The following is a 12,291-nucleotide window of genomic DNA, read 5'->3' as shown; positions in this document are numbered from 1 at the left end:
TGTACAGCGGTCTCGTTGATTGATGCCCCATATTCGTTCATATATTTAAGTACCTCTAGTTTAAAGGGCAGAGTGTAATTTGTATAGGATGAAGCAAGTCCTTCCATCCCATGTTTTAGATAGCGAGCGACCCATCTTTTCAGAGGGGATAAACCTACATTTCTTTCTTGTGCAATGGATTTATAGGATTTTTTCCCTTCTAAGTACTCTAAAACTGCATGTAATTTTTCGTCTATCGTATATTTAGTCAAAAAAACTGCACCTCCAATTGTTAGATGTTGTCTAACAATTGGGGTGCAGTTCACATAAGAAAGGGCTCTTTTTTCATGCTTTTAAATATGCTCGTCTTTCCGCATACTCACGGCATTGTGAACAAACCGTGATCTTTTTTCTATTTTCATTCAAATAAGTCGTTACATTCTTGGATTTACGCTTGCAAAAGTAACAGGTTTTTTTGAATAACATCTTCACTTAACGATGACTTCGCCGTCCCATTCAAGCATTCCGCCAACCATATTTGCCACTTTATATCCTTGTTCCTGAAGATAATGGCATACATTTTCACTGCGGCGTCCTGAACGGCAGATAAAGATATATTCTTTTTCTTTATCAAAATAGTCAAGATTTGCTGGGATATCATTCATGCGAATATGTTTCGCGCCTTCGATCATTCCTTCTTGCACTTCTTCATCTTCACGAACATCGACAAGTTCCATCGCTTCTCCTGCCTCAAGCTTGGCTTCCACTTCTTCCGTTGTAATGATTTTGATCTCTTCCATAATTAGCACCTCGAATTATCGTTTGATTTATCTTATTCATTATAACAAAATTCCCAGTCAAACATCACATAATGGGTCCATCGCTTTTCAAGCTCGTGAATCCATTCATCATGAAGCATCCCGTTCTGAAATCCGGAGCCAATTCGTGACCCGTATCTAATGATCCCCTTCTCCTATAACATTAAAACGCCAGCTAGTATAAATGGCTGGCGTCTTATTTTGAACTCATGAATCTTTCTTAATGTCTGAAACCTCGCTCATACTGTTTAGGGACCTTCACTTGTTTATTTAAAGTTTTTGATGCTTCCAGAGACCAGTAAGGATTGCGCAGCATCCCTCTGCCCACTGCCACCAAATCCGCTTCTTCATTTCCAATGATTGAATTTGCAAGAATCGGATCGTCTAATCGACCAACAGCAATCACTGGTATGTCCAAAGCTTTTTTAATTTCCCTAGCCAATGGGGTTTGATAGCTAGCATGGGTACCCGGTCTTCCGTCTGCTCCAATAGGACCTTCTCCGCCAGAACTCACATGGAACATATCCACCCCTGCTTCTTTAAAGACTTTTGAAAAAGCAACGCTTTCTTCCAGACCATATCCGCCTTCAACATATTCTTTGGCGGAAATGCGCATGATTAATGGCATGTCAGCAGGCATTTCGCTTTTCACAGCTTTAATCACTTCCACTCCAAATTTAGTCAGGTCCCTTCCATATTCATCTTCACGTTTATTCGTAAGCGGTGATGTGAATTGGTGGATTAAGTATCCGTGTGCACCATGTAATTCAATTACATCAAAACCTGCTTGAACTGCCCTTCTGACTGAAGAACGGAATTTTTCGACCATTTCCTTCACTTCTTCCGTCTCTAAAGCCCTTGGAGTTTTAAACGTTTCGTCAAATGCTATGGCTGATGGGGCTACTGGAGTTTCGGCATCTTGCGCTTTACGGCCTGCATGGGCAATTTGGATACCGATTTTTGCTCCGTATTGATGAACTTCCTTAACGATTTTGGAGAAGGCATCAACTTGATCGTCAGACCATAATCCAAGATCGCCATTCGTAATCCGGCCATCAGGTTCTACATCCGTCATTTCCACTATGATTAACCCAGTGCCGCCAATTGCTCTACTCACATAATGGTGCTGATGCCAATTAGTTGGTATCCCATCTTCTGCTTCGACGGAATATTGGCACATCGGCGGCATGACGATCCTATTTTTCAGTTCAAGTTCTTTTATGTGATAAGGCGAAAATAAATCTTTCATGTTTTTTGTCTCCTTTAATTTATAATGCATGCACATGCATTTATATCATCTCGATAATATTGTGTCAACTAATCAGATTCTCCTTAACAGACGATTGCCTTCATTGTAAACGCTATCGTCTGTTGGTACACATTCTTTAATATGTGGTATATTTAAAAGAAGTAAGCAGAGGAAGGCGAATATAAATGTCCAGTGAACAAACCCTTTTAAATACATGGCTATCCTTTACACGTATTCATGCCGAGCTCGCCAATGAGCTTGATCGAATGCTGCAAACAAGGCACCAAACGGCTTTGAATGAGTTTTATGTTTTATTATTTCTATCAGAAACACCAGAAAAAAAACTGAGGCTGCTGGAATTGCAACAATTAGTCGGGTTAAGTCAAAGTGCGATGTCAAGACTTTCTGTTAGAATGGAAAATAAAAGCTGCGGTGTCATTCAAAGGCTTGGATATGAAGACGACCGTCGCGGTGTGTGTGCGACCATAACGGACCTTGGTGAGATAAGACTTCAAGAAATCCTTGCCACCGTTAATGAAACACTTGAAAAGTCTTTAAATATTAATGACATCGACACAGCATTGAAATTATTCGTCCATGCAAAAAAGCGGACCACAGAAGAATGATTGAAGCGATTGCGATAGCTTATATGGAATTGTTCTCTATTCAAATTGATATTTGGGCAGGCATCCCAAAAAAGGAGAAAGACGAATGCTCTCGTCTCTCTCCTTCATTTATCTATTAAAAGTCAAAATTATCAGGGTCTGGTCCAACTCGATGATCCTGATTCAATCCATCAATTTGGTTCATTTCTTCTTTCGTCAATTCGAAATCGAATACAGATGAATTTTCTGCAATACGATGTTCTTTCGTGGATTTAGGAATCGTTACAGTCCCATTTTGTAAATCCCAGCGTAAAATGATCTGTGCGACGGATTTACCATGTTTAGCCCCAATCGCTTGTAATGTTTCATTATCCAGTAATTGTCCTTGCATCAAAGGAGACCAAGCCTCAAGTTGTATGCCTTGTTCCTTACAAAATGCTTGTACTTCTTTTTGAGTTAAACGCGGATGATATTCCACTTGATTGACCATCGGCTTCACTTTTGCATCTTCCATTACATCTTTAAGATGATGAGTTTGGAAATTGCTCACTCCGATCGCTTTTACTTTTCCTTCTTTATAAAGAGTTTCCAGCGCTCTCCAAGCTTCTTTATATTTTCCTTCCACTGGCCAATGGATAAGATATAGATCCAAGTACTCCAAGCCAAGTTTCTTTAAGCTTTTTTCGTAAGCCGCGATAGTCGATTCATACCCTAAATCGGCATTCCAGACTTTTGATGTTATGAATAAATCTTCCCTGGAGATTCCAGCTTCCTTTAAACCCTCACGGATCCCTTGTCCAACCCCTTCTTCATTTCCATAAATGGCTGCCGTATCAATACTGCGATAACCATGTTTAATCGCCACTTTAACCGCATTTACCAACTCAGGACCTTCTTCCACTTTAAAAACGCCCAATCCGAACCAAGGCATTTTAACACCATTATGCAACGTTGTTGTATCTTGTAAATTTGTTACCATTATCCATCTACCTCCTGTTTTTTCTTCATTGTTTTTATAGACTGTAATGCGCTTAAGTATCAGTATCATTACATCCCTTCAAGGAATCTTCCCCATTCGCTGAAGGGATGTAATGATACTTGGTTTATGATACTCTTTCACGCATTTCAAGGAATGAAACATGCCATTCTAACATGCATCACTTTTTCAATCTTATGCTAGTTTTTCCGTTCGCTTGGTTTTGTCTTTACTTTCCAAGACCCGGCTCCAACCTGTTAAAATCACTGCAACAAAAACCATGACTCCACCTATCCAAGCTGTATGGATTAGTCCGATTGAATCCGTAATCACCCCTCCTAAGTATGCACCAATGGCAATCCCTGCATTGAAGGCTGCAATATTGATGGCAGAAGCCACGTCCACTGCACTTGGTACGAAACGTTCCGCTAACATGACAACGTAGACTTGTAGCCCTGGAACATTCATGAATGCGAACAATCCCATTAAAATGATCGTAATTAAACCAGCAATCTTAAACGGCGCCGTGAAAGACAAGACCACCAGTACAATAGCCTGTATTAGGAACATATAAAATAGGGAATGAATAGGATTGCGATTGGCCAATTTCCCTCCAAGGGTATTTCCAATTGCTATGGCTACTCCATATACTAGCAAAATTAAGGCAACAGTTCCTTCTTTAAACCCTGTCACTTCCTGTAGTAAAGGAGACAAGTATGTGAAAACGACGAATGTACCGCCATAGCCTAACGCTGTAATGATGAACACTAGCAGCAACCGTCCATTTGTCACTAATTTAACCTGATCACGGAACGTGGTCCGTGTAGCTTTTCTTAAATCGGATGGGACCATTATGCTGTTCCCGATGAAAGCAATCAGGCCGATTGCCACAATGATGATAAAAGCGAATCTCCAGCCAAATTGTTGACCGATGAAGGTTCCAAAAGGAACTCCGGTCACCGTTGCCACCGTAAGACCTGTAAACATGATGGCGATGGCACTCGCCCTGCGGTTTTCAGGGACCAGATCAGCTGCAATCGTCGCACCTATTGACATGAAGATACCGTGGGCAAGCGCTGAAATGACACGGGCGATCAATAGTACACTGATCGTGGTCGCAGAAGCCGCTAATGCATTACCGGCAATGAACACGACCATTATCCAAAGCAATAAAGTCTTCCGCGACATATTCGATGTCAGGGATGTCAGGATAGGTGCCCCGAACATGACCCCTAAAGCATATAAGGATACCGTCAATCCGGCCGTCGTGACTGTAATGTGTAAATCCTTTGAAATGAGTGGTAATAATCCCACGCTGATGAACTCTGTTGTTCCAATCGCAAAGGCACTGATTGCTAAAGCCAGCAATGCCCATGTACTTCTATTTTTATTTGAAGTCATATTCACTTCTCCTTTTCGTCTTTTTGTACTATTATTGAAATTGCCTAAAGCAACTTTTTAATAAATGGTACAGTGGAATTTGGTGTGCAAATGTTATTATGAGATATAATAGAAATAAATAATAGTACGTACTTTATAGTGATATAGGTACCTTTTAGTTCCTATAAAATAAGGAGAGTATGCAAATCATGCAAAAAAAGAAGTACAATATATCAGTTGAAGCGACCCTGGAAGTGTTGGGCGGGAAGTGGAAATGTGTAATCCTCTGCCATCTGACCCACGGAAAAAAGCGGACAAGTGAATTAAAGCGTCTTATGCCAAACATCACTCAAAAAATGCTGACCCAACAATTGCGGGAATTGGAAAAAGACGAAGTCATCAATCGGATCGTATACAACCAAGTCCCTCCAAAAGTAGAATATGAACTAAGTGAGTATGGACAAAGCCTTGAAAGTATCCTATCCGCGCTATGTACGTGGGGGGAAAATCACATAACAAGGGTGTATGGTGATAAGTTTTCCGTTCTCGAAGAAAGTGTATTGAATGATCAATTGAAGTAATCCGCCACAAATACAAAAAAGATTAGCTCAAAATGACTAATCTTTTTTTGTTTATAAATCTTCTATTTTAGCTAATGTATACAAAGAGAAAATACTCATTCAAAAGTTGTGGATATTAACCTTTGGAAATATTTTTTTCCATGAGTTTCGTGTTTTATAAGAACTTTTATTAACCCCTTCGTTTTTGGTATAATATGTAATATACTTATGAATCCAACTAACTTGACCAACAAGTACAGTATTGATCATTTAAATTTTATATTTTATTTATGAATGAGTATAATGGTGAAACCAAGGGGTGACATATGAGGGTCTTATTAGAATTGATACGCATCATATTGATATTCGGGATAGCCGGAGCAATCATTTCTGCCATTTTAAACGGCATATATACCAACATAGGAGTTAACACGAAACAGTATGGCTGGCTGGGTTCGGTTGCGGTGCTTATTTTATTATTTGTCTGGTATAGAAATAAACTTCAGTTTAGAGGCTGGTATGCCGGAAAAGGGAAGGAAAGACTCCCCAAAGTGGCCCCACAAATACTCATCATGTGTTCACTTTTATTGTTATGTGCCCCACCCCTTTTAAGCGTGTTACAGATGGTTCTTCAATAATCGGGATTATATATCAAGTATAGGGCAGGAGTGAACGATTTGCGGAATTTGTTTAATATTGTGGTTCTCATACTCCTACTCAGTGGGTTTTGGTACGGATATGGTAAAGACATTCAGGAGTCTGGGGTCAAGGCAGGAGTAGGTTCCTTCGTGTCCGATGTTCGTTCTTTCATAAATGGGCCAGAGGTTTCTACTGCCCTGGAAAAGGTGAATACTGGTGTCAACAACCTAATCGGTTCACTAACGGAAAAATTGGATTCGGTTTCTGAAAAAGAACGGCAAGAAAAAGTGAAAAAACCAACACTGGAAGCACCTGCCGAGGCGTCCTTTTCAGTCCGTAATATCGAAATCGGTGACACGAAGGATGCCGTGGAAAAACTGGCTGGTGAAGCAAAGCGGCATACGCAGAATGAATATGGCGTAGACTGGTTCGCCTATCACGAAAATTATCAAAATTTCTTCATGGTTGCCTACGATACTAACGATAAAGTCGTTGGTTTATATACGAATCAAGATTTAATTTCCTCAAAGGAAGGCATTAAACGCGGCACACCTATAGAAGTCGTAACCGAAAAAATGGGGGAGCCTGTAACTAAGCTGCTTAAAGGAAACGTCTATTACCAGATTCGAAGTGATGGCGAATACGATATGTTTGAAATGGATAACAGCTATGTGACCATTTTTTATGACAAACACGAGAAAAACACAGTCACATCGATCCAAATCATCGACACAAAACTTGAAAAGCAAAAAATTGGCTATTTTGCAGAGGCCAGCCCAGAGTTAGAGAAGGGCTTTGAATACCAATTATTCGATTTGACCAATGCATCAAGGGTCAACCATGATCTCTCGGTACTTTCATGGGATAAACAAGTGAAGGTCACTGCACAGGATCACAGTGAAGATATGGCTGTGAACCAATACTTCAACCATACAAATCTTGAAGGAGAATCTCCCTTTGATCGGATGGAAGATGACCAAATCAAATTTCGAATGGCTGGGGAAAACCTGGCGTCCGGGCAGAACAGCAGTATCTTTGCCCATGAAGGTTTAATGAATTCCATCGGACACAGGGAAAACAAGTTACAGAAAGATTTTGAATCGCTCGGGGTCGGTGTTGCCTTCGATGATGAAGAAAAACCTTATTATACGGAGAACTATTTGAGGAAGTAAACGAAAAGGGCTGTGCATGGGGAAACCCAGCACAGCTTTTTTCCAACATGGATAAAAACAAGGGCATCCATCTAGAAAAATGGATGCCCTTGTTTTTAAAGTATATTACCAAACGAATAATCCAACGACCATGGCACTTAACAAGGAAACAGCCATCCCGCTAACCAACAGCTTCCAAACATTCCTACCGATAATGTTCGATTTCTCATCATTAAGGATGGAATTGAATGTTCCATAAATCATGCCTACTGTACTGAAGTTGGCAAATGACGTCAGATAAGTGACAGCAACAGCTACTGTATGCGGAGGTAGTGTACTGATTTTATCCTTTAAATCAAGCAAGGCAACGAACTCATTCGTGGCAAGCTTGATTCCCATTAATTGAGCGACATACATGGCATCATGTCCAGTTAATCCAAGCAGGAATGCAAATGGACTAAAAATCACAGAGAAGATTTTTTGAATGGTCAGGCCATCCACAAAGAAACCGAATATCCCATTCAAGCTTGCTGTTAACGCCACATAACCGATAACCATTGCCATGATGACGAAAACCATCTTGGCTCCCACCAGCATGCTGTTAGAAATGGTGGAAAAGAAATCTTTACGTTCCTCTTTAGCAGGAACATAAACGACGTCTTCCTCTTTACTTACATCTACTGGGTTTAACATGTTAGCAATCAGCAAGGCATTTAAGCAGTTCAAGGGTATCGCCACAAAAACATAGGTTGCCGGTACCATGGTAAGGTAGGCCCCAATAATGGAACCACTGATGCTGCTCATGCTCATGATTCCAAATGTCAATAAACGCTGATCTTTAATCGCAGCGAGTTGAATCCGGAGAACGGCAAGTGCCTCGGTATTCCCAAGGAACATCATCTGGATGGAAAAGAAACTCTCAAGTTTCGGCAAACCGGACACTTTGGAGATGAGCCATCCCACTTTATCAATAATCCAGGTAAGGATACCGAAATACGATAAAACATCAAAAAACGTGATAATGAAAATAATTGGCATCAAAGCGCTGAAAAAGAAATCCACTTGTTCATTTGCCATTAAAGATGGAAAGACAAAAGAAATCCCTTCATTTGCACATGCAATCAACCAGGTGAAGAAAGAAGCGATCAGATTAATGACCCATCCACCTATTTTAGTCGATAACATGAACCAAGTGATAAGCAATTCTACAACAAGCAAAGTAAGAATGGCTTTCCACTTAACGTTCCTTTTATTTGGCGAACAAAGGTAAACGATGCCCATTACAACGATAACACCGAGTATATTCAATAAAAAATACATGTTTTCAACCCCTTTGATTTATCATTTCCCATTCATTTTCTTTATATAAAAAAGCCCTTATCTTTTTACACTTTCAGCCGCAGGAAGAAAGTGTGAAAAGATAAGAGCTTTCATTAAAACACGGTATCGCGGATCAAGCTTTTATTAAGCAAACCAACATATACCTGTTCATCTCTTCTATTTTCATACTTCCTTGTAGTCCGGCATTATTTTCGGCTGCCAGGTAGAAACTATCAGACCATTGTCACTGATATTATACAAGGATATTTTCAAAATGAATTGATTAGGAAAGATACATTTTAAAACAGTTTATTTTCAATTACAATACGTTTCGTAATTGTTATATTAATATAAATATTTAGACAAAAATAATGAGTATAATGAAAGAGAAAGTCTCAAAGCGGCCAAAGTAGGGCAATACTTATGAAGTACGATGCCCCCACCCATCAACAATAAAAAACACCTGCTTTATAGCGGTGTTGTAATTTTATTATTTTGAGCAATCGGTTATTGTTTAAGTGAATTCGCTTATTAATCCATATAGTCATGTCTCTGCATTTGGATAGAAACGACTTAAATTAAATTTTCCCGTTGTGATAATCCTTGATAAAATGCATCATACTAATTATCACATCCCTTTAAAAGGGAAATAAGGACGTGAATTTTGGTGGATTTTTTTAATAGTCAGGAAACTCTCACTGCAATTCAGTGGACTTTGAGAGCCATTATCTCCTTCATCTTTTTACTTTTTTCGGTTAAATTGATGGGGCAACGGGCCATCTCACAGTTAAGATTACTTGATTTTATAATAGCATTAATTATTGGAAACATTCTTGCCCACCCTTTATCTGATGAACAGTTAGGTTTGGAGGGCTCCATGATAACGACCGGTGTATTAATTCTTTTATATATTATCAGTGTGTTTACGAGCCTTAAGTGGGGCAAACTCCGAAGTTTCTTTGAACCCCTCCCTTTTCCTCTTATCGAAAATGGGCAAATTGTTTACAAAAGCTTAGCAAGGGCTCGAATCTCCATCGATTTTTTATTATCAGAATTAAGAAAAGAAAAAATTGAAGATATTCAAAAAGTATCGCTCGCACTATGGGAACCAGATGGTACTATTTCATTGTTTTTAAATCCGCAATATGAAGCAGTAACCCCAGCAGATATGCATCTAGCAACAAATGCCTTCCCTTTTCCTAAAACGATTATCAGAGAAGGAAAGATTGATTTTAAAGAATTAAATCGAGACGGTAAAGACGAAGTATGGCTGAAAAACAAAATCAAAGTGACCTATAATGCGGAGGTAAGTGATATTTTATTAACAACAATTGATAATAACGATAACTTAAAGGTCTTTTTCTACAAATAAATACGTAAAGAATAAGGGTACTCCGAAAAAATAATAACAACCCAGGAACCAGAATAAACGGTGTATCTGATTGATCATTAAAAAAGACTAAGTGCATTGGTTGCCCGGAGTTTTTATCTTTTGTAGCCAAAATAAAATCCCCTCAAGAAAAGTGTAAAGCCTACATATAAATGTAGTCATTTTACACTTTCAACTTAAAGGGGATAATATGATATCCGGAGGCCTTCTCTCATGACCTTCAAGAAAATCCGCTTATTACTCCGACCAATTCAGTGTATTTAAGAACTTATATACATCCTCGTAAACCTGCTCACGTTCTTTACCTAATGTGATGATATGACCAGATTTTTCATACCATATCAAGTGTTTGTGCTGCGTATCGACTTCATTGAAAATCGCAGTAGCACTGTTCGTATAGTCGGGATCATCCAAGCGTCCTTGTAACACTAGAGTTGGTGATGTGATCAAATCTAAATTTTCACCCGTGTCATTTATTATATTCAACATATCTTTTAGAAAAGGCATAGGCTCTTCTTCCAATAACTTCACTTCGCCAGCAATTTGGTCCGCATCTTTGCCCTCAAACTTCTTATAGGCCTGTGCATAATTGAGCAAACGATTTTTTTGTCGATCGATACTTTTTCCTTGCGTCGGAGCACACATTGAAACTACTCCTGTTACAGGCAACTCAATTCCTACCTTTAATGAGAAAACTCCTCCTAAAGAAATTCCTACAACAGCAATTTCCTCATAGCCTTCATCCTTTAGGAATTGATAGCCATTGACTACATCTTCCCACCATTCCTTTGGGCCTGTCTGAATGAGTTCCTCACCTGACAATCCATGTCCTCTATAAAGAGGTCCGTGGCTAGTATAGTCACGATCATTCAGGTATTTCCCTAATTTTTTCATATCTCCTGTACTTCCGGTAAACCCGTGAAGTAAAAGAACTGCTCTATTTCCACCTTTGTATGTGAATGACTCGGGTGCTTTCACTTTCATCTATCTAGGACCTTCTTTCTGCTCTTGTTAATAAATAGAATCTAAATGATTTTCATAAAAAAATCAATTAATACCCCTTGAGTGGGATTTTTTCTATCCTATTCCGTTTTTTCATTAAAACAGCTAAATCATGTATATAAGTATCCTTACCACACTCGTTACAACTCATCCGTTCCGAAGCACATTTTACTATGATTGATTTCATTTAGCAATCGTCATTTAACCATTTTTTTAAAGAAAAGTAAAATGCACCTTGTGTTACGATGTACTTCGTATTACACTTTACAAATGAAAAGGAGGCGATTTTATTTGGATAAAGAATTAATGAAGGGAAGCATTGACCTCCTTTTGCTTTCTCTTCTGTCACAAAAAAAGCTATATGGATATGAAATGACAAAGATTTTGAGGGAAATGAGCATGGGCAAATATGAAATAAGTGAAGGCACACTCTACCCAGCCCTCAAACGGTTAGAAAAAAAGGAATTCATCGAAGGCCATTGGAAAGAGTCCGAGTCAGGTCGAAGGAAATATTATCATGTTACGGAAAGTGGACAAACCGAGCTAGAACGGAAACGAAGCTGTTTTTACTTCCTGGAAAATTTAGTTCGTAAAAGCGCAAAGGCATTCTGAATAAACAGCAATATAAAAAAGCTTTCTGGTATGAGTTTGGCGCTTTTACTCGTGAGTTTGTGCGCTTTACTCTTGAGTTTGTGCTCTTTACTCGTGAGTTTGGCGCTTTTACTCGTGAGTTTGTGCTCTTTACTCGTGAGTTTGGCACTTTTACTCGTGAAATTGTGCGCTTTACTCGTGAGTTTGGCGCTTTTACTCGTGAGTTTGGCACTTTTACTCGTGAGTTTGGCGCTTTTACTCGTGAGTTTGTGCGCTTTACTCTTGAGTTTGTGCGCTTTACTCTTGAGTTTGGCACTTTTACTCGTGAAATTGTGCGCTTTACTCGTGAAATTGTGCGCTTTACTCGTGAAATTGTGCGCTTTACTCGTGAGTTTGGCACTTTTACTCGTGAAATTGTGCTCTTTACTCGTAAATTCCTCCATTCACAAAAAAAAGGACCTATTTTGGTCCTTTTTTGTCGTCTATTCCTTTATGCTTCCGATAATTGGCGCAGGAAAGCTTCATGCATTCTCCTTGGACATGCGGACCATATTTTTCACGAAAGGCCTCGAGGCAATAGCATTTATCTTCTTCCTTTTTGGGTCCATCCATCGAGTGCATCCCTCCTAGC

General features: G+C 39.2%; 14 protein-coding genes and 1 riboswitch. Of the genes, 7 read left to right on the top strand and 7 right to left on the bottom strand.

Annotated elements, in window-relative coordinates:
• From LQ203_RS21335 to LQ203_RS21325, 3 genes are all read right to left on the bottom strand, one after another.
• On the bottom strand, positions 1–251 hold a 251-nt coding region (locus tag LQ203_RS21335), incomplete at its 3' end, for a transposase (protein WP_230155323.1).
• A gap of 216 nt (positions 252–467) precedes the next feature.
• Positions 468–779, bottom strand: coding sequence for a rhodanese-like domain-containing protein (locus LQ203_RS21330; protein ID WP_034309364.1), 312 nt, complete (start codon positions 777–779; stop codon positions 468–470).
• A gap of 238 nt (positions 780–1,017) precedes the next feature.
• The gene (locus tag LQ203_RS21325) at positions 1,018–2,046 is read right to left on the bottom strand and encodes an NADH:flavin oxidoreductase/NADH oxidase (protein ID WP_230161131.1); all 1,029 of its coding nucleotides are present in this window, start codon (positions 2,044–2,046) and stop codon (positions 1,018–1,020) included.
• A 185-nt stretch (positions 2,047–2,231) separates the two neighbouring features.
• Here LQ203_RS21325 and LQ203_RS21320 point away from each other — a divergent pair, with 185 nt between their 5' ends.
• Entirely contained in the window at positions 2,232–2,672 is a 441-nt protein-coding gene (locus LQ203_RS21320) for a MarR family transcriptional regulator (protein WP_230161130.1), read from the top strand.
• A 115-nt stretch (positions 2,673–2,787) separates the two neighbouring features.
• Here the strand turns inward: LQ203_RS21320 and LQ203_RS21315 are convergent, their stop codons facing one another.
• Together LQ203_RS21315 and LQ203_RS21310 are read right to left on the bottom strand one after the other, a co-directional pair.
• A complete protein-coding gene (locus tag LQ203_RS21315) occupies positions 2,788–3,630 on the bottom strand; it encodes an aldo/keto reductase (RefSeq protein WP_230161127.1) in 843 nt (280 codons plus the stop codon).
• Between the two features lie 192 nt (positions 3,631–3,822).
• Entirely contained in the window at positions 3,823–5,028 is a 1,206-nt protein-coding gene (locus LQ203_RS21310) for an MFS transporter (protein WP_230161125.1), read from the bottom strand.
• 188 nt (positions 5,029–5,216) lie between these two features.
• On the opposite strand from LQ203_RS21310, the gene LQ203_RS21305 reads away from it, so the two are divergent.
• From LQ203_RS21305 to LQ203_RS21295, 3 genes are all read left to right on the top strand, one after another.
• The gene (locus LQ203_RS21305; protein ID WP_230161123.1) at positions 5,217–5,588 is read left to right on the top strand and encodes a winged helix-turn-helix transcriptional regulator; all 372 of its coding nucleotides are present in this window, start codon (positions 5,217–5,219) and stop codon (positions 5,586–5,588) included.
• A gap of 305 nt (positions 5,589–5,893) precedes the next feature.
• Entirely contained in the window at positions 5,894–6,205 is a 312-nt protein-coding gene (locus LQ203_RS21300) for a hypothetical protein (protein WP_230161121.1), read from the top strand.
• A gap of 39 nt (positions 6,206–6,244) precedes the next feature.
• Entirely contained in the window at positions 6,245–7,378 is a 1,134-nt protein-coding gene (locus LQ203_RS21295; protein ID WP_230161119.1) for a CAP domain-containing protein, read from the top strand.
• A 105-nt stretch (positions 7,379–7,483) separates the two neighbouring features.
• Here the strand turns inward: LQ203_RS21295 and LQ203_RS21290 are convergent, their stop codons facing one another.
• On the bottom strand, positions 7,484–8,677 hold the full coding sequence (locus LQ203_RS21290; RefSeq protein ID WP_230161117.1) for a nucleoside transporter C-terminal domain-containing protein: 1,194 nt from the start codon (positions 8,675–8,677) through the stop codon (positions 7,484–7,486).
• A 176-nt stretch (positions 8,678–8,853) separates the two neighbouring features.
• A riboswitch (purine riboswitch) is annotated at positions 8,854–8,958 on the bottom strand.
• Positions 8,959–9,344: 386 nt separating this feature from the next.
• Here LQ203_RS21290 and LQ203_RS21285 point away from each other — a divergent pair.
• A complete protein-coding gene (locus LQ203_RS21285) occupies positions 9,345–10,049 on the top strand; it encodes a YetF domain-containing protein (protein WP_230161115.1) in 705 nt (234 codons plus the stop codon).
• A gap of 255 nt (positions 10,050–10,304) precedes the next feature.
• On the opposite strand, the gene LQ203_RS21280 is transcribed toward LQ203_RS21285, so the two are convergent.
• The gene (locus LQ203_RS21280) at positions 10,305–11,051 is read right to left on the bottom strand and encodes an alpha/beta fold hydrolase (RefSeq protein ID WP_230161113.1); all 747 of its coding nucleotides are present in this window, start codon (positions 11,049–11,051) and stop codon (positions 10,305–10,307) included.
• A gap of 309 nt (positions 11,052–11,360) precedes the next feature.
• On the opposite strand from LQ203_RS21280, the gene LQ203_RS21275 reads away from it, so the two are divergent.
• Together LQ203_RS21275 and LQ203_RS21270 are read left to right on the top strand one after the other, a co-directional pair.
• Positions 11,361–11,681, top strand: a complete 321-nt coding sequence (locus LQ203_RS21275) for a PadR family transcriptional regulator (protein WP_230161111.1) — start codon at positions 11,361–11,363, stop codon at positions 11,679–11,681.
• 30 nt (positions 11,682–11,711) lie between these two features.
• Positions 11,712–12,290 carry a hypothetical protein gene (locus tag LQ203_RS21270; RefSeq protein ID WP_230161109.1) on the top strand — a complete coding sequence of 193 codons (579 nt, stop codon included), beginning with the start codon at positions 11,712–11,714 and terminating at the stop codon, positions 12,288–12,290.
• Position 12,291 lies beyond the last annotated feature (1 nt).

Origin of the sequence: Peribacillus sp. Bi96, from assembly GCF_918698115.1 — a bacterium.
Lineage (GTDB): Bacteria > Bacillota > Bacilli > Bacillales > DSM-1321 > Peribacillus.
Note: the sequence above shows the minus strand (reverse complement) of the source record. Positions and strands in the feature narration are given on the sequence as shown.